Origin of the sequence: Citrobacter sp. Cm046 (assembly GCF_030333065.1) — a bacterium.
Lineage (GTDB): Bacteria > Pseudomonadota > Gammaproteobacteria > Enterobacterales > Enterobacteriaceae > Citrobacter > Citrobacter murliniae.
The window spans coordinates 82827-101085 of sequence record NZ_JAOWGP010000043.1 but is presented as its reverse complement, the minus strand read 5'-3'; the positions used below and the strand labels follow the sequence as shown (position 1 = coordinate 101085).

Below are 18259 nucleotides of genomic sequence, written 5' to 3'. Positions count from 1 at the left end.
CGTCTTACGTGTACGCTTCCGGGACTCATTCACTTGCTGCCCCGATGCTTATCGAGTGATTGTGTGTATACTGTTCGCTACCTGCACCATCCGATGGTTTACGTTAAAGAGAATACTGTATGGAATGCCGTCCGGATTGTGGTGCATGTTGCACTGCGCCTTCTATCTCCAGCCCTATCCCTGGCATGCCTGATGGCAAGCCTGCCAATACACCGTGCGTTCAGCTTGATGAATCACTGCGCTGTAAACTCTTTGGTTCTGAGTTGCGCCCAAAAGTGTGTGCAGGTTTGCAGCCCAGCGCGGAAATGTGCGGGCAAACAACGCACCAGGCAATGCTGTATCTTATTGAACTCGAAGCGCTGACCGCACCCTAGAGCCAGTCCCATCAGGCTCTTAAACGTCTTTGATGCGCGCGAGGCAAAATACGGTGGCGATAATCATCACCAGCGCGAACCAGAACACGGCATGATAATTCCAGATTTCAGCGGCAATGCCCGCCAGCGAACCTGCAATAATCCACCCCACGCGGATGGTGTTCGTATACAGGGTGGTAGCTGAACCAGCCTGTCCCGGCATTAAATCCTGAAAATAGAGCATCCCAATTCCGCCGAGAATGCCGATGTAAATCGCGTTCAATAGTTGCAAACCGAGCAAAATAACCGGTGAGTGCGCCAGCAGCATACCGGCATAAAATAAAAAACCGGCGACTACAGCGATCCGCATTAACAGGCGTTTACCCAGCCGTTTAGCAAAGTATCCGGCGATCAGCATTGTCGGTATTTCCAGCCCGGCGGCGGTACCCATCATGATGCCTGCGAGTTTTTCCGGCAGGTGCAGTTCGTTGATGATGAACAGCGGCATATTAATAATATAGAGGCTGTTGGTGCCCCACATTAATGTGCAGATTGCAAAAAGCAGAAGCGTATCACGACGATTACGCCTTGGAGCCTCGACTACGCCGGTTGCCAGTGGGACGTTTTTGTTCATGGACGGTAAGAACAGCCAGACCATGACGCCGCAGATAATAAATGCGACCGCAGCGCTGAGATACATCACCGTAAAGCTGAACCCCATCGCCAGTGCGTAGGCCAGAGGGGGACCGATCACCCATGCCAGTGAAACCTGTGCGCGTAAAATTGAGCTGAACATCACGGCTTCCCGGCCTGTGCGGTCGGCATGCTCGCGGGCGAGGGCAAACATTTGTGGGTTAGCGGTAGAGCCAAAGCTACTGAGAAAAACACCGACAAACAGCAAAATAAAATAGTTACGGTTCCAGGCAAACAACACGCAGGCCAGCATCCCCAGCACACAGCAAAAAACAATCAGGTTCTTGCGATCGCCTTTTTTATCAGAGCGCCCGGCCAGAAACTGACTTACCAGGATGCCGATGACGGCACTGCCGGTAAAAAAGAAACCCACCATCCCTGGGCGGGCATGGACTTCATCGGTCAGAAAAAGGCTGAGTGTAGGAGTCTGCAATGCGCCAGCAATACCCGTCAGAAAAGCGACAAGCAAAAACGCCGAAGACGTTAAATCAAACGCCTTTGGTGTGGCGGCTACGGGGGTGTTATGCATGTTTCGATATCAGTGGTGTGAAGAGAGGCGGAGTTTACGCTGCTTGTCAGAAAACAAACAAGGAGCTAAATCAAAATCAGCATGAAAAATCAAAATCGCATTTCAGTCTGAGAAAACAGCATGCTGACGATGCTGAACATGATAGGGTAACCCTATTTTTTGCGTCAGCAATTTCCACACATAGAAGAAAAAATGTGCGTTACATCTAAATTCAGCAAGCAAATCTACAACTTTACTTGCGTGCTGAAGCAGAAAGATCAAGACTTCTTGAAACGTTTCAGCGCTATCAGATTTTAAATGATGGAGTCGGGTGGCGCCTTTTTTCTCATGTTAGCTGAATCGTTTCAATTCGGCAGGAGAGGAGAACCATGTTCCAGTTATCTGTTCAGGATATACACCCGGGCGAGCAGGCCGGAAACAAAGAAGAGGCCATTCGTCAGGTTGCAGCCGCGTTAGTACAAGCGGGCAACGTCGCGGAGGGCTACGTCGATGGCATGCTGGCACGCGAACAACAGACATCCACTTTCCTTGGCAACGGTATTGCTATACCTCACGGTACAACGGATACGCGCGACCGCGTGCTGAAAACCGGTGTGCAGGTATTTCAGTTCCCGCAAGGCGTGACCTGGGGTGAAGACCAGGTCGCGTATGTGGCTATCGGTATTGCAGCCAGCTCGGATGAACACCTCGGTTTACTGCGCCAACTGACGCACGTGCTGAGTGATGATTCGGTGGCTGAGCAACTGAAATCAGCCACTACAGCAGAAGAACTGCGCGCCTTACTGATGGGCGAAAAGCAAAGTGAACAGCTGAAGCTTGATAATGACATGCTGACGCTGGACGTTGCCGCCAACTCTCTGATGACGCTGCAGGCGCTGAATGCTGCACGGCTGAAAGAAGCTGGAGCGGTCGATGCGACATTCGTCACCAGAGCGATTAACGAACAACCGATGAATCTCGGTCAAGGGATTTGGCTGAATGACTGTGCTGAAGGCAATGTGCGCAGCGCTATCGCGGTCAGTCGTGCGGCCAACGCATTTGAGGTTCAAGGTGAAACGGCTGCGGCGTTGATTACCGTTGCTATGAATGATGAGCAGCCCGTTGCGGTGCTGAAGCGCCTTGGCGATCTGTTGTTGAACAATAAAGCTGACCGTTTACTGAAAGCTGACGCAGCTACCGTGCTGGCGCTGCTGACCAGCGATGACGCATTAACTGACGATGTATTAAGCGCTGAGTTTGTGGTGCGCAATGAGCATGGTTTACACGCCCGTCCGGGCACCATGCTGGTGAATACGATTAAACAATTTAACAGTGAAATTACCGTGACAAATCTTGATGGAACCGGAAAACCGGCAAATGGACGTAGTCTGATGAAAGTCGTTGCCTTAGGCGTGAAGAAAGGACATCACCTGCGCTTTACCGCACAGGGTGATGATGCTGAACAGGCGCTGAAAGCGATTGGCGATGCTATCGCGGCAGGTCTTGGGGAGGGCGCGTAATGAGCAGACGTGTTGCAACTATCACCCTGAACCCGGCTTACGACCTTGTCGGTTTTTGCCCGGAAATTGAACGCGGTGAAGTAAACCTGGTTAAAACGACCGGTCTGCACGCGGCTGGAAAAGGCATCAACGTCGCGAAAGTTCTGAAAGATCTGGGTATCGACGTTACGGTTGGCGGTTTCCTGGGTAAAGACAACCAGGATGGCTTTCAGCAACTGTTCAGCGAATTGGGTATTGCTAACCGTTTTCAGGTGGTGCAGGGGCGTACCCGTATTAACGTCAAACTGACTGAAAAAGACGGCGAAGTTTCAGACTTCAATTTCTCTGGTTTTGAAGTCACCCCAGCCGACTGGGAACGCTTTGTGAATGACTCCTTGAGCTGGTTGGGGCAGTTCGACATGGTGTGTGTCAGCGGCAGCTTGCCGACCGGTGTTAGTCCGGAAGCATTCACCGACTGGATGACGCGCCTGCGCAGCCAGTGTCCATGCATTATCTTTGATAGTAGCCGTGAAGCACTGGTCGCGGGTCTGAAAGCGGCTCCGTGGCTGGTAAAACCTAACCGCCGCGAGCTGGAGATCTGGGCTGGCCGTAAACTGCCGGAAATGAAAGATGTTATTGATGCTGCACATGCACTGCGCGAGCAGGGTATCGCTCATGTGGTGATTTCACTCGGTGCGGAAGGTGCGCTGTGGGTTAACGCTTCAGGCGAATGGATTGCGAAACCGCCATCCGTTGAGGTGGTCAGCACCGTAGGTGCGGGAGACTCAATGGTCGGCGGCCTGATTTACGGCCTGCTGATGCGTGAGTCCAGTGAACACACCTTACGTCTGGCGACCGCTGTTGCTGCACTGGCCGTAAGTCAAAGTAATGTGGGTATTACCGATCGTCCTCAGTTGGCCGCAATGATGGCGCGTGTCGACTTAAAACCGTTTAACTGACAGCAGGAGAGGCATAATGAAAACGCTGCTGATTATTGACGCTAATCTCGGCCAGGCTCGTGCTTACATGGCGAAAACCCTGCTTGGAGCGGCGGCGCATAAGGCGCATCTGGATATTATTGATAATCCTAATGATGCTGAGCTGGCGATTGTTCTGGGCGACAAACTCCCGAATGACACTTCGCTGAACGGAAAAAATGTCTGGTTGGGTGATATTGGTCGTGCGGTTGCTCATCCTGAGTTATTCCTTAGCGAAGCGAAAAGTCATGCAAAACCCTACAGCGCGCCAGCTGCTGCCGCACCTGTGGCAAGCAGTGGTCCGAAACGTGTGGTTGCGGTAACGGCCTGTCCAACGGGCGTAGCGCATACTTTTATGGCTGCTGAAGCCATTGAAACCGAGGCCAAAAAACGCGGCTGGTGGGTGAAGGTTGAAACCCGTGGCTCTGTTGGGGCGGGTAATGCCATAACCCCGGAAGAGGTTGCCGAAGCTGATCTGGTGATCGTGGCTGCTGATATTGAAGTGGATCTGGCGAAATTTGCCGGAAAACCGATGTACCGTACCTCGACCGGTCTGGCACTGAAGAAAACGAAGCAAGAGCTGGATAAAGCCGTCGACGAAGCGACCCTCTACCAGCCTGCGGGGAAAGGACAGTCTACAGCGACACAGGGTAAGAAAGAGAGTGCTGGCGCATACCGTCACCTGCTGACGGGCGTTTCTTACATGCTGCCAATGGTGGTTGCGGGTGGCTTGTGTATTGCGCTGTCTTTCGCGTTTGGTATTGAAGCATTTAAAGAGCCTAACACGCTGGCAGCGGCGTTGATGCAGATTGGCGGTGGCTCAGCCTTTGCGCTGATGGTTCCGGTTCTGGCGGGTTACATTGCGTTCTCTATTGCCGACCGTCCTGGCCTGACGCCGGGTCTTATCGGCGGTATGTTGGCGGTAAGCACCGGTTCCGGTTTTATCGGCGGGATCATTGCCGGTTTCCTTGCGGGTTACCTGGCGAAGTTAATCAGCACTAAGCTGAAATTGCCGCAAAGTATGGAAGCGCTGAAACCGATCCTGATCATTCCACTGCTCTCGAGCCTGGTGGTGGGTCTGGCGATGATTTACCTCATTGGCAAACCGGTTGCTGGCATCCTGGAAGGTCTGACTCACTGGCTGCAAACCATGGGGACGGCGAATGCGGTACTGCTCGGTGCAATTCTTGGCGGTATGATGTGTACTGACATGGGGGGACCGGTAAACAAAGCCGCATATGCTTTCGGTGTGGGTCTGCTGAGTACACAAACGTATGCGCCAATGGCTGCAATCATGGCTGCGGGTATGGTGCCACCGCTGGCACTGGGTCTGTCTACCCTTGTTGCGCGTCGTAAATTCGACAAAGCACAACAGGAAGGGGGGAAAGCCGCTCTGGTTCTGGGTCTGTGCTTCATTACCGAAGGGGCGATTCCGTTCGCAGCCCGTGACCCGATGCGTGTTCTGCCGTGCTGTATCGTCGGTGGTGCGTTGACCGGAGCAATCTCCATGGCGGTAGGTGCTAAGCTGATGGCTCCGCACGGTGGTCTGTTCGTACTGCTGATCCCTGGCGCAATTACACCGGTTCTTGGATATCTGCTGGCAATTATCGCAGGTACGCTGGTTGCAGGTCTGGCCTATGCGTTCCTGAAACGTCCGGAAGAGGACGCTGTCGCTAAAGCGGCATAACCCTCCTCTCATCAAAGGGCAGAGATTTCTCTGCCCTTTTTTTATGCTTAAAGCGTTATCCATTGAAATTCTATGGGGCGAGGCATAACGAATCCTTTTGCTATGCGGTTCAGGCAATCATGGGTGCAATGATAAAGCCAAAGGCAACACCAGCAATAATGCCGCCTAACCCTGGCAACATAAACGGATGGTTTAAGACATACTTGCCAACCCGCGTTGTCCCTGTGGTGTCGAATTCCATTGCTGCCAGCGACGTGGGATAAGTTGGCAGAACAAACACCCCGGTTACCGCGACGTACGAAGCCAGTATGGCCCAGGTTGGTACACCGAGGGCGACGGCAAGAGGGATAATCAGTGGCGTGGTTGCTCCTTGTGAATAGAGGAGCGCGCAGGTACCAAAGAGTACCAGTGCCAACAGCATCGGATAGGCCTGCAGAATATCGCCCGCGATACTTTTAATCTCCGCCAGATGCGCATCAATAAATGTTGTGCCCAGCGTTACGATCCCGAGAATTACTGCCAGTGAGCTCATGCCCGCGCGAAAAGTGGATGTCAGCACAATGGAATCTGTGGATGTTTTACACAACACCACCATCAGGCAAGCGGCGGACAGCATGCAGATAATAATGATATCCCGCGTATTCATTGGGCTACCGATGTCGAAGCCGGGGCGTAGCTGAGGACATGCGGCAAGAATAACGATGACGACTGTTGCCAGCATAAACAGGCCGACAGAAAGCCTGGCTCCCGGCGTAGTGCTGTGCTGCCCTTCATATTTACGGACCAGACCTTTTTGCAGACGCTCCAGATATACTTCGTCATCTTCCAGCTCGCATCCCTGGCGTGAAGCGATTAATGCGGCAACCATCGCGGCAACGAATGAGGCCGGAAGACAAACCGCCATGACCTGAATAAAGCTGACGCCATTCCCTTCCATGATCGTCAGCATCGCGGCCATGGCGGCGCTAATCGGCGAGCCAGATATCGCAATTTGGGAGGCGACTACGGAGCCAGCTAGCGTGCGAGAGGGACGTATGCCGGATTCTTTTGCCACTTCTGCAATTACCGGCAAGGTAGAAAAGACGATAAACCCGGTTCCCGCCATAATGGTCATCGACCAGGTAATAATTGGCGCAATAATATTAATATATTTTGGATTTCGTCGCATAAAATTGCCGGCGATGCGTACCAGATAATCCATGCCTCCTGCGGCCTGTAGTGCAGATGCTGCTACAACAACCGTCATAATAATAAGAATAACATCTACGGGCGGGGAACCGATGGAAAGACCAAATCCCAGCGTCAGAATTGCCAGTCCCAGTCCACCGCATAAACCAATGCCAATCCCGCCGAGACGAATACCAAAAAATATTGATCCTAATACCACGATAATTTCTAGCCAAATCATAATGATCTCCGCCAGACAATAATTTGTCGTTAAAGGTGAGTGTTTAGTTAATATGTTTATTTAGTTAGGTTTGTTTTTATTGCGCCAGGAGATGGTGCTTTCCTACTCTTTTTTCGTACCACTTAATACCTGCACGAACTAATGATCCGGTTGAATCAATATATTTATCCGGTGACTGTTTAACTGCTTCGGCAAGGATCACAGGAACTTCCGTACAGCCCAGAACGATAACTTCAGCACCGCGTGAGAAAAGTATTTCGGCTTGTTCAAGCATCATTTTTTGCGCGTGCTTAAGATCACCTGCTTTTAAGCAATAAATACTTTCCATCACTTTTTCCTGACTGGACGTATCAGGACTGATGCAGCTTAATCCAAGAGATTCTATACCTTTTTGATAAAGTCCCATGTAGAGTGTGGCGTTGGTTGCCAGCAGCCCAATACGGGTTTTTCTGCATTTTTCAACCTCATTCATCGTTGTATCAACAATGCTTAGCAGGTCTATATGGCAGGAATCTTTTAATTCGTTGAACCAAAAATGGGCGGTATTACAGGGAATCACAATACACTCCGCCCCGGCATCTTCCAGTTTATGCAGATAATCACGCATAGCGGGAAGAGGGGAGCGACCATGATGCATCAGAGCATCGGTCCGGTCGGGAATATCAGGAATAGATGATATAATTAATGGAATATGTTCCTGATCGCACTGTGCTGCCGTATAAGTGACAAATTTATTAAAAAGATCGACGGTTGCAGCAGGACCCATTCCGCCAAGTACGCCAATTAAACCTTTCACGATTTATACCTCATTTAACCGTTAATAAATAATCTGTATTTTTTCTTTCGCTAATGTTTAACAGCTGATGACGGCGATGAGAAATGCAATAATGTTTGCTGTAATGCAAAAACCGCATGATTGTGAGTGTTGCGTCAGGGGCAGAATGCCAGCGCCCGGCAAAGAGTATGGGTTCTGGTCAGAATCGAGCGCGAACATATGGGAGAAACCATCAGGAGGTTAATGTCAAAAACGAAGGTGTCATGCAAAAAACGAATCACTAATTGCTGAGAGTCAATGATATGTCCTGAAATTCTCAGGCATGATGTTATATGCTCATGGACATATTTAAATACCTGTGTGACCGATATGAAAAACATCGAGACAAAATGGTTATATGATTTTTTGACACTGGAAGCCTGTCGTCATTTTTCCCAGGCAGCTGAGCAACGTAATATATCTCAACCAGCATTTAGCCGACGGATCAAAGCGCTCGAGTCGGCGGTAGGAGTCATGTTATTTGATCGCACCACTTCGCCGTTGCAACTTACGGAAGAGGGGAAGTTGTTTCACTCGCAGACACGAAGCTTATTGCAACAGCTGGAATGTAATCTTGATGAGCTAAGCGGTCATAACTTGCTAGGAGTGCCGAATATTAAAGTTGCGGCGGCACATTCGCTGTCGCTTACCATGCTACCCAGATTAGTTCACTCGATGGCAGCCTACGGCGAAGAATTTGTTTATCACGTTGAGGCCATTGATGTTGTGCAGGCGGTTAACACCCTGCGAGAAGGGAAAAGTGATTTTATTATCTCATTTCGCGATGAAGACCTGATGCAGTCACCTTTTTGTGGCCTGAAAGTTTTTGAATCAGAGCTGTACCCTGTTTGTGCTGCTGATGAGCAGGGTAAACCGTTGTTTGATATCTGGCAGCCGCAGGTGCCGATATTGAACTACACCAGTACATCTTATATGGGGCGGTTGGTTAACCGCCATCTGGCGGAAGTGGGCGGAATTACGGGACGCACGTTATTTATGTCTTCGATGAGTGAGTTGCTGAAAAATATGGCGCTTGATGGACATGGTATCGCCTGGTTGCCCGCATGGTCGATTGTTAACGAACTGCGCACAAAACGGTTGGTTTCACTGGCGGTACCGGAGCTAATGGTGCCAATTCAGGCCTATATTTACAGGATGGATACCCGGTTGAATAAAACAGCTGAAAATTTCTGGGGCATCTTGCGTAACCATATGCCAGAGCTTTGATTTTCACTTCTGAGATGCGCCAGTTTGTCTGGCGCGCGGGAACGATGTTACGCGACTGCTTTTTCTGTTTGCTGGGCTTTCAGCCAGGCTATCTCTTCTGCCCAGATATCAGGGTTGATGGTCTCAAGTACCAGTGGAATACCGTCAAAACGCTTGTCCTGCATGATCCAGCGGAAGGCATCGTGACCGATGTTGCCTTCACCTAAGCTGTGGTGGCGGTCAACACGGCTGCCAAATGTGCTCTTGGCATCGTTGAGATGCATCCCGCGTAAATAATTAAAGCCGACGATGCGTTCAAATTCCGCAAAGGTCTTTTCGCACTCGGCAGTAGTGCGTAGATCGTATCCGGCAGCGAAGGCGTGGCAGGTATCGATGCAGACACCGACACGGGTTTTATCTTCTACGCCATCAATAATGGCCGCCAGATGCTCAAACTTAAACCCAAGATTACTGCCCTGTCCGGCGGTATTTTCAATGACTGCCGTCACGCCCTGAGTCTGAGCGAGGGCAATATTGATCGACTCCGCGATCCGCGCCAGGCACTCATCTTCCGGGATCTGCATCAAATGGCTACCAGGGTGAAAGTTAAGCAGAGATAAGCCAAGCTGCTCACAGCGCTGCATTTCATCAATAAAGGCATCGCGTGATTTTTCCAGCGCGTCGCTCACCGGGTGTCCGAGGTTAATCAGGTAGCTGTCGTGAGGCAGGATTTGTGCCGGAGAAAAATGGTACTTCTCGCAGGCTGACTTAAAGTCATCTATGACTTCGGTCGTCAACGGCGCGGCGCGCCACTGGCGCTGATTTTTGGTGAACAGGGCGAATGCGGTCGCTTCGATTTCCGCGGCTCGAATAGCGGCGTTAGCCAGACCGCCAGCGGCGCTTACGTGCGCTCCAATATATTTCATAAGTTAAACCCGCCATACTCAAAAGGGGAGAGTATAGCGGGTTAACAAGGGTTAGTCGTGATCGATCATGCCATCAGCGCGTGGATGGCAACGTTAATCGCACCGCCGCCCACAATCAGCCATACAAACAGAACAAGCGCCATCAGTAAGGGTTTAGCACCTGCTTTCTTCAGTGCACTGACGTGAGTGGTAAGCCCAAGTGCGGCCATCGCCATCGCCAGCAGAACTGTATCCAGCGTAACCAGCATGTCCACTACGGACTTCGGTAGCAGGTGGAACGAGTTGAAAATCGCAACCACAATAAACAGGATGGCAAACCACGGAATAGTGATTTTACTTTTTTCCCCTCCGGTCGCCGGAGACAGCTGTTTCACACGGGCAGCCAGGATGATGAGGAATGGAGCCAGCATCATAACGCGCAACATTTTTGCAATCACTGCCGCGTTTTCTGCATCCGGAGTAATTGCATGTCCGGCGGCGACAACCTGTGCTACTTCATGCATGGTAGAGCCAATGTAAATCCCATAGGTTTCCGGGCTAAACCAGTGCGCCAGCAGTGGATACATTGCCGGGTACAGGAAGATTGCAATCGTACCGAAGATAACCACAGTTGCGACAGCGACCGTCACTTTACTGGCTTCTGCTTTGACTACCGGTTCTGTTGCCAGCACCGCGGCTGCACCGCAAATGCTGCTCCCGGCACCAATGAGCCAGCTGGTGTGCCGATCCAGGCCAAACACTTTCTGCCCAAGGAAACAGGCAAGCATAAAGGTACTGGTCAGCGTCAACACATCGATCACGATACCGCTGACGCCAACGTCAGCAATCTGCGCGAATGTGAGGCGAAAGCCGTAGAGGATTATCCCCAGGCGTAATAAATGTTGTTTGGCAAACAGTACGCCACCGTCACAGCTTTTCCAGATGTGTGGATAGACGGTATTACCGAGAACCATCCCCAATAAAATGGCTAAGGTGAGGGCGCTGAACCCGGCACCCGCTACGGCGGGAATGGAACCACCCCACAAAGCGGCCCCGGTGATAACTGCACTCAGGGCAAGCCCCGGAATAAAATGCCACACTGTACGTCGATGATTCTGTAGGGCGAGTTCTGTCATGACCCCTCCTGTGAATTGGAATGAAATCTTTGACAAAATAGTAAGGTGAAGTGGCTTAAAAATAAAATTGATTATATATTTATAATTAATCTTTATAAGTGGTAAGCACGGCTACCTGGTGGAAAATGACTATGCATATCACCCTACGACAACTTGAAGTGTTTGCTGAGGTACTGAAAAGCGGCTCGACGACTCAGGCATCTGTGATGTTGTCATTGTCGCAGTCGGCGGTTAGCGCCGCGCTTACCGATTTAGAGGGGCAACTTGGTGTCCAGCTATTTGACCGCGTGGGTAAGCGCCTGGTCGTTAATGAGCACGGGCGATTACTCTATCCTCGCGCGCTGGCGCTGCTTGAGCAAACAACTGAAATTGAACAGCTTTTTCGTGAAGATAATGGCGCTATTCGCGTATATGCCAGCAGCACCATTGGTAATTACATTCTTCCTGCCATGATCGCCCGTTACCGGCAGGATTTTCCTGATTTGCCACTGGAGCTGAGCGTGGGCAACAGTCAGGATGTTATCAACGCGGTACTGGATTTTCGGGTAGACATTGGGCTTATCGAAGGCCCTTGCCACAGCACGGAAATTATCTCTGAACCGTGGCTGGAAGATGAGCTGGTGGTCTTTGCTGCGCCGTCTTCGCCATTAACGAAGGGGCCCGTTACGCTGGAACAACTGGCAGCGTCGCCCTGGATCCTCCGCGAGCGTGGTTCCGGTACGCGTGAGCTTGTTGATTACCTGCTGTTGTCGCATTTGCCGAGGTTTCAAATGGCCATGGAGCTGGGTAATTCAGAAGCGATTAAACATGCTGTGCGTCATGGATTAGGGATTAGCTGTCTGTCGCGTCGTGTCATTGAGGAACAGTTGCGGGCCGGAACGCTGAGCGAAGTTCCCGTGCCACTACCGCGGTTAGTTCGCACCCTCTGGCGTGTCCATCATCGTCAAAAACACCTCTCCAATGCGCTGCTGCGTTTTTTACGTTATAGCGATCAGGTGGAACAGGCCGGGTAAGACGCAGGTGTGTCGGAAGCAGGTAGTGCCGACACGCTCTTACCTGATGGGGCTATGTTTATCTGGTCTGCACGCTTTCAAATCTCTGCTTTACTTATAATCCGCGGCCAGTCATGAAGGTCTCTTATAACAGCGCATTTGTGCCGGAAGAATGCCGTTTCGTCTGCTACAATCGCGCCTCATTTTTTGGATGGATAGCATTTTCACATGGTTTCCGAAACTAAAACCACAGAAGCGCCCACGCTACGTCGTGAACTGAAAGCGCGTCACCTGACGATGATTGCCATTGGTGGCTCCATCGGTACGGGTCTTTTTGTTGCATCTGGTGCAACCATTTCTGCGGCGGGTCCTGGCGGCGCGCTGTTTTCCTATATTCTGATTGGTCTGATGGTGTACTTCCTGATGACCAGTCTTGGTGAATTAGCCGCGTATATGCCGGTTTCCGGTTCGTTCTCCACCTACGGTCAGAACTATGTAGAAGAAGGCTTTGGCTTCGCGCTGGGCTGGAACTACTGGTACAACTGGGCGGTAACCATTGCCGTTGACCTTGTGGCTGCACAACTGGTGATGAGCTGGTGGTTCCCGGATACGCCCGGCTGGATCTGGAGTGCGTTGTTCCTGTGCGTCATCTTCCTGCTGAACTACATCTCGGTCAGGGGTTTTGGTGAAGCGGAGTACTGGTTCTCGCTGATCAAAGTTACCACCGTTATTATCTTCATTGTGGTTGGCGTGATGATGATCGTCGGTATCTTTAAAGGCGCTCAACCGGTGGGCTGGAGCAACTGGACGACAGGTGAGGCTCCTTTTGCCGGTGGTTTTGCGGCGATGATTGGCGTGGCGATGATCGTCGGTTTCTCTTTCCAGGGCACCGAGTTGATTGGTATCGCTGCAGGCGAATCTGAAGATCCTGAGAAGAACATTCCTCGCGCTGTGCGTCAGGTGTTCTGGCGAATCCTGTTGTTCTATGTGTTCGCTATTTTGATCATCAGCCTGATTATTCCATACACTGACCCAAGCCTGCTGCGCAATGATGTTAAAGACATCAGCGTCAGTCCGTTCACGCTGGTATTCCAGCACGCCGGCCTGCTTTCTGCGGCGGCGGTGATGAACGCCGTTATCCTGACAGCGGTATTGTCGGCGGGTAACTCCGGGATGTATGCGTCAACGCGTATGCTTTATACCCTGGCATGTGATGGTAAAGCGCCGCGTATTTTCGCTAAGCTGTCTCGTGGCGGTGTACCGCGTAATGCGTTATATGCGACCACGGTGGTGGCAGGGTTGTGCTTCCTGACTTCAATGTTTGGCAACCAGACCGTGTACCTGTGGCTGCTGAATACCTCCGGGATGACGGGCTTTATCGCCTGGCTGGGGATTGCCATTAGCCACTATCGTTTCCGTCGTGGCTATGTGCTGCAGGGGCATGATGTGAAGGATCTGCCGTATCGTTCAGGTTTCTTCCCGCTGGGTCCGATCTTTGCTTTCGTGTTGTGCCTGATTATTACGCTGGGACAAAACTACGAAGCATTCCTGAAAGATACCATTGACTGGGGCGGTGTGATGGCAACCTATATCGGTATCCCGCTGTTCCTGATTATCTGGTTTGGCTACAAGCTGACAAAAGGGACCCATTTTGTTCGCTACAGCGAAATGCACTTCCCGGGGCGAGTGAAGAAATAACCTTTTAGACAGACCTGTCCGGATCCAGCATTTATGCCGTCATCCGGCAGACAAAATAACAAAAACCCCGGCATTATTCGTGCCGGGGTTTTTTATTGCACTGTACTTAGAAGTTGTAAGTCAGGCCAACGGTATAGCGACGACCATCGAGAACGGTGTCGTAGGTATCGTAATTGATTTGCTTATCCAGAACGTTATACACGCCAGCAGTCAGCAACAGATCTTTGTTGGCGTAGTAACGCAAGCCGACGTCAACCTGAGTATAGGAAGGGGTTCCTTGTGCCATTGAGGTACGGCTCAGGTACTCGGATGTTTTACCGCGCAAGTTCAGACGGCTCCAGAAGCCGATATCCTGCGTAGCCTGCCAGTCCAGCGTAGTGTTAAACATATGTTTTGGCATTTTATTCAGCGGCTGACCAGAGAACTGACCGCTTTTCTGCTCAGACTCGGTGTAGGTGTAGTTAGCTGTCCAGTTGAGGTCAGAGGTAATCTTCCAGCCGAAGGTGGACTCTACGCCGCGCATGTTGGCTTTATCAACGTTAACCCGATCGCTGACAAAATCGTAACTGGTTGTGCCGATGGTGCAGGCAGGATCGGAACTGCTGTTACAGCGGCGAACTTCGGTAATTTTGTTTTTGAAGTCAGTGTTGAACAGAGTGACGCCTGCGTTGAGGTCGTTACCGTTGTCCCACAGCAACCCGATTTCTTCACTCAGGCTTTTCTCCGGTTTCAGATCCGGGTTACCTACAATGATACCGTTCAGGCGACCACCGCCGGTGACCTGTCCCCAACTGGCAGATGACTGACGCAGGTCTGGTGCACGATAGCCTGCTGAAACACCGCCTTTTAAGGTCCATTGATCGCTAAGATGCCATACGCCATAGCCACGCGGCGTCCAGTTATCACCGTAGTTTTCATCTTTGTCCATACGCAGACCACCGGTCAGCGTAAAGGTATCGGTAACGGCCCATTCATCTTCGGCAAACAGCGCCCAGCTCCAGCGAGTTAGCTTGTTCAGACCATCTGCCGCTTGCAACTGGTTACCGTTATCGCGCAGTTTTTCATAACGGTACTGTCCACCCGCCGTCAGGGTATGTGCCCCGAGGAAGATCTGGTTCTGGTTATTGAAGATGGTGTTGTAGGACTTCATCTGGCGACCGGGATTCTCGCTCTCTTCCTGCTGAACATAGCTGGTGGTATTGAAGTCGTCATAGTAACCGCTGTGGGTTAATGAATAGGTGGTGTGCACATACTTGCTTTCGCTTTTGCTGTTTGGCTTACAGGTGCCGTTGCGGCAGCTCTCTGCGGCCATTGACTTGCCTGGCGTGCTGTCGCGATCCTGCAGTTCACGTGCGTAATCGAAGTCAATATCGTTTTTATCATCCGGCGTAAAGTTCAGGGTTAATCCCCCGCTACGCATACGCTGCTCATTGTAACCATTGACGATTTCATCTTCTGCACGGTGAGAGAATAAACCGGTGACTTTTGCGCCGAGTAACCCGTCAATCAGCGGCCCGGAAGCATAGGCGTTAGTCTGGTAAATATCGCCAGAATCCCGGTCTTCCTGGAAAGTGGCATCGCCATGCAAGGAGCCGGTCCAGGCTTTGGTATTCGAGACTTTTTTGGTAATTACGTTGATGACGCCGCCCATTGCATCAGAGCCGTAGAGCGAAGACATAGGGCCACGGATCACTTCGATACGTTCAATGGATTCCAGCGGCGGGAGCCAGCCTTGCTCAATGCCAGAGTTATCGCTGTTGGGACGTGTACCACGCGTGCTGATACGTTTACCGTTTACCAGGAAAAGCGTGTATTGCGAAGCCATCCCGCGAATGCTGATATCGCTGCTGCTACCACCACCTGTTACGACGACGCCAGGTACATCTTTTAGCGCATCGGTGACATCACGGTAAGCTTTATCCTCTATCTGCTGCTTGGTGATCACAGAAATAGAGGCGGGGGCGTCCTGAATTTTTTGCTCAAACCCGGTGGCTGTAACAACGACGGTATCCTGGTCAGCAGCATAGACGAGTGATGGGAGACTGGCGACGCATACTGCGGCAGCAACAGCCTTAACGTGAGGTATAGTCATTTGTATCATTCCATTTAAATGAATTTACCCGTAATACTTCAAGTTGCAGGTGTGCTGACTAAGCTCGTTCACCCCAGGAACGTACTTATGTGCGTTCCTGGGATTTACTCCCCTGCCGCATGATCCGGCAAGAGAGCCTCACCCCTTCGGGGCCAGCACTGTTCAAAATGCAATTGCATTTTGTCCTACAACTCGAATTCTTAGGGTAACGATCAACTCGTCATGACAAAGGCCATGACAATTATATGTATTTGTCTTTTAAGGACTCTTTTAAGTAAAGAAGCTAGGAGATTGTACAAAAGTGTGAATGTTTGTAAACACAAATGATAATTGGAATCATTTGTGTTTGATATGATTGGCAAGGAAAAGCTTTTTCAGTCAATGAGATAGCGGCAAAATAAAAATGGAGAAAAAATGAGGAAATGATGGAGAAACAAAGAGGGCGGACGCCCTCAGTGCGTTACTTCAACAGATATTGTGCGTGGAAGCGCAGATGATCTTCAATGAACGACGCAATAAAATAATAGCTATGATCGTATCCGGGCTGAATGCGTAACGTCATCGGCCACGCCGTCTGACGAGCCGTTTCTGCCAGCACCGCAGGTTGAAGTTGATCGGCAAGGAACTGATCGCTGTCACCCTGATCGATGAGTGTTGGAATGGCATCTTCTGGCTTACTGGCTAACATTAACGCGCAGCTATCCCATGCGGCCCAGGTCGTCTTATCATCGCCCAGATAGGCACTAAATGCCTTTTCTCCCCACGGAACACGGCATGGGTTTACGATTGGCGCAAACGCGGAAACACTGGTGTATTTACCGGGGTTTTTCAGCGCCATAATCAGTGCACCGTGACCGCCCATGGAGTGTCCGCTGATGGCGCAGCGATCGCCGACGTTAAACTGTGACTGAACCAGTGCCGGAAGCTCATCGCGCAAGTAGTCATACATGCGGAAATGCGAAGCCCATGGCTGCTGTGTGGCATTGAGATAAAATCCGGCACCTTGACCTAAATCGTACCCGTCATCATTGGCCACCAGTTCACCGCGCGGGCTGGTATCTGGCATCACCAGAACAATCCCCAACTCAGCTGCAATACGCTGCGCGCCTGCTTTGGTAGTAAAATTCTCATCATTGCAGGTCAGACCCGACAACCAATACAGTACCGGAGGCGGGGTGTTATCGCGCGGCGGAGGGAGAAAAATGCTGAAAGTCATGGTGCAATTTAACGTAGCGGAGTCGTGACGCCAGCGTTGCTGCCAGCCTTCAAAACAGCGGTGCTCTTCAAGCATTTCCATGCGTGGCTCCTTGTTGTGTCGAATCTGAATGTGTTTGCGAACCCATCATAATACAGATTATTCATTGCACTGTGAGTAACTTTCACTTCCGCATTGGGCAAACATACTTCATCATCTATATAACTTTACATTAACACTCATACTCACCGGGTTGAACGGCAAGTAGGATCTGTGCATTAACAGGCTGCGCCAATTTCAATAATTATCGCGGTGAATACTGGATTATGTGCGCCGCCTCACGCACAATGTTCTGGCTGTGACACAGCCTAAAAACTTTGCCCCACGCAGGGCAGAGGCGCCACACCTGCAGGAGAAGAAGAAATGTCATCACTCAGTAAAGAAGCGGCCCTGGTTCATGAAGCGCTGGTCGCACGTGGTCTCGAAACCCCGTTGCGCCCGCCCGTGCATGAGATGGATAACGAAACGCGCAAACGTCTTATCTCCGGCCATATGACCGAGATTATGCAATTGCTCAATCTTGATTTGAGCGATGACAGTCTGATGGAAACCCCACATCGCATCGCTAAAATGTATGTTGATGAGATTTTCTCCGGTCTCGATTACGCGAACTTCCCGAAAATTACCGTCATTGAAAATAAAATGAAGGTTGATGAGATGGTCACGGTTCGTGATATCACGCTGACCAGCACCTGTGAGCATCACTTTGTCACAATTGATGGCAAAGCGACGGTGGCGTACATCCCGAAAGAGTCTGTGATTGGCCTGTCGAAGATTAATCGCATTGTGCAATTCTTTGCGCAGCGTCCACAGGTACAAGAACGTCTGACTCAGCAAATTTTGACCGCGCTGCAAACGCTGCTCGGTACTAATAATGTGGCGGTTTCAATTGATGCGGTGCATTACTGCGTGAAAGCGCGCGGTATCCGTGATGCGACCAGTGCGACCACTACCACCTCGCTTGGCGGGCTGTTTAAGTCCAGCCAGAATACGCGTCAGGAATTCCTGCGCGCCGTGCGTCACCACAACTGATTAG

Annotated in this window: 15 protein-coding genes; 8 read left to right on the top strand and 7 right to left on the bottom strand. The window is 51.0% G+C overall.

The window, feature by feature from the left end; translation table 11 throughout:
* Nucleotides 1-119 precede the first annotated feature (119 nt).
* Complete coding sequence (locus tag OGX98_RS16285; RefSeq protein ID WP_045445064.1) at nucleotides 120-374, top strand: YkgJ family cysteine cluster protein; 255 nt, start codon at nucleotides 120-122, stop codon at nucleotides 372-374.
* A gap of 19 nt (nucleotides 375-393) precedes the next feature.
* On the opposite strand, the gene setB is transcribed toward OGX98_RS16285, so the two are convergent.
* The gene (gene setB, locus OGX98_RS16280; protein WP_048221037.1) at nucleotides 394-1575 is read right to left on the bottom strand and encodes a sugar efflux transporter SetB; all 1182 of its coding nucleotides are present in this window, start codon (nucleotides 1573-1575) and stop codon (nucleotides 394-396) included.
* Nucleotides 1576-1943: 368 nt separating this feature from the next.
* Here setB and fruB point away from each other — a divergent pair, with 368 nt between their 5' ends.
* Genes fruB through fruA form a run of 3 tightly spaced genes read left to right on the top strand, consistent with a single transcriptional unit; the run spans nucleotide 1944 to nucleotide 5717 of the window.
* Nucleotides 1944-3074 (top strand): fused PTS fructose transporter subunit IIA/HPr protein, encoded by a 1131-nt coding sequence (fruB, locus tag OGX98_RS16275; RefSeq protein WP_048221038.1) that lies wholly within the window; start codon nucleotides 1944-1946, stop codon nucleotides 3072-3074.
* On the top strand, nucleotides 3074-4012 hold the full coding sequence (fruK, locus tag OGX98_RS16270) for a 1-phosphofructokinase (protein ID WP_003027446.1): 939 nt from the start codon (nucleotides 3074-3076) through the stop codon (nucleotides 4010-4012). The genes fruB and fruK overlap by 1 nt, the downstream gene beginning before the upstream one ends.
* A 16-nt stretch (nucleotides 4013-4028) precedes the next feature.
* Entirely contained in the window at nucleotides 4029-5717 is a 1689-nt protein-coding gene (gene fruA, locus OGX98_RS16265) for a PTS fructose transporter subunit IIBC (protein ID WP_045445055.1), read from the top strand.
* Between the two features lie 109 nt (nucleotides 5718-5826).
* On the opposite strand, the gene OGX98_RS16260 is transcribed toward fruA, so the two are convergent.
* Entirely contained in the window at nucleotides 5827-7125 is a 1299-nt protein-coding gene (locus OGX98_RS16260) for an anaerobic C4-dicarboxylate transporter (RefSeq protein ID WP_045445052.1), read from the bottom strand.
* A gap of 76 nt (nucleotides 7126-7201) precedes the next feature.
* Entirely contained in the window at nucleotides 7202-7921 is a 720-nt protein-coding gene (gene cuyB, locus OGX98_RS16255) for a cysteate racemase (protein WP_045445049.1), read from the bottom strand.
* Nucleotides 7922-8260: 339 nt separating this feature from the next.
* Here cuyB and hypT point away from each other — a divergent pair, with 339 nt between their 5' ends.
* Nucleotides 8261-9166 (top strand): hypochlorite stress DNA-binding transcriptional regulator HypT, encoded by a 906-nt coding sequence (hypT, locus tag OGX98_RS16250; RefSeq protein ID WP_075261762.1) that lies wholly within the window; start codon nucleotides 8261-8263, stop codon nucleotides 9164-9166.
* Nucleotides 9167-9213: 47 nt separating this feature from the next.
* Here hypT and nfo read toward each other — a convergent pair whose 3' ends face one another.
* Both nfo and OGX98_RS16240 read right to left on the bottom strand, forming a co-directional pair.
* Complete coding sequence (nfo, locus tag OGX98_RS16245; protein WP_048221041.1) at nucleotides 9214-10071, bottom strand: deoxyribonuclease IV; 858 nt, start codon at nucleotides 10069-10071, stop codon at nucleotides 9214-9216.
* A gap of 65 nt (nucleotides 10072-10136) precedes the next feature.
* Nucleotides 10137-11186 (bottom strand): YeiH family protein, encoded by a 1050-nt coding sequence (locus tag OGX98_RS16240; RefSeq protein WP_048221042.1) that lies wholly within the window; start codon nucleotides 11184-11186, stop codon nucleotides 10137-10139.
* Nucleotides 11187-11317: 131 nt separating this feature from the next.
* Here OGX98_RS16240 and yieE point away from each other — a divergent pair, with 131 nt between their 5' ends.
* Both yieE and lysP read left to right on the top strand, forming a co-directional pair.
* A complete protein-coding gene (gene yieE, locus OGX98_RS16235) occupies nucleotides 11318-12199 on the top strand; it encodes a DNA-binding transcriptional regulator YeiE (RefSeq protein WP_045445036.1) in 882 nt (293 codons plus the stop codon).
* Nucleotides 12200-12406: 207 nt separating this feature from the next.
* Entirely contained in the window at nucleotides 12407-13876 is a 1470-nt protein-coding gene (gene lysP / locus OGX98_RS16230) for a lysine-specific permease (protein WP_045445033.1), read from the top strand.
* 106 nt (nucleotides 13877-13982) lie between these two features.
* On the opposite strand, the gene OGX98_RS16225 is transcribed toward lysP, so the two are convergent.
* Together OGX98_RS16225 and fghA are read right to left on the bottom strand one after the other, a co-directional pair.
* Nucleotides 13983-15968, bottom strand: a complete 1986-nt coding sequence (locus tag OGX98_RS16225) for a ligand-gated channel protein (protein ID WP_048221043.1) — start codon at nucleotides 15966-15968, stop codon at nucleotides 13983-13985.
* Nucleotides 15969-16428: 460 nt separating this feature from the next.
* Complete coding sequence (gene fghA, locus OGX98_RS16220) at nucleotides 16429-17265, bottom strand: S-formylglutathione hydrolase (protein WP_048221044.1); 837 nt, start codon at nucleotides 17263-17265, stop codon at nucleotides 16429-16431.
* 321 nt (nucleotides 17266-17586) lie between these two features.
* Here fghA and folE point away from each other — a divergent pair, with 321 nt between their 5' ends.
* Entirely contained in the window at nucleotides 17587-18255 is a 669-nt protein-coding gene (gene folE, locus OGX98_RS16215; protein WP_043000121.1) for a GTP cyclohydrolase I FolE, read from the top strand.
* Nucleotides 18256-18259 lie beyond the last annotated feature (4 nt).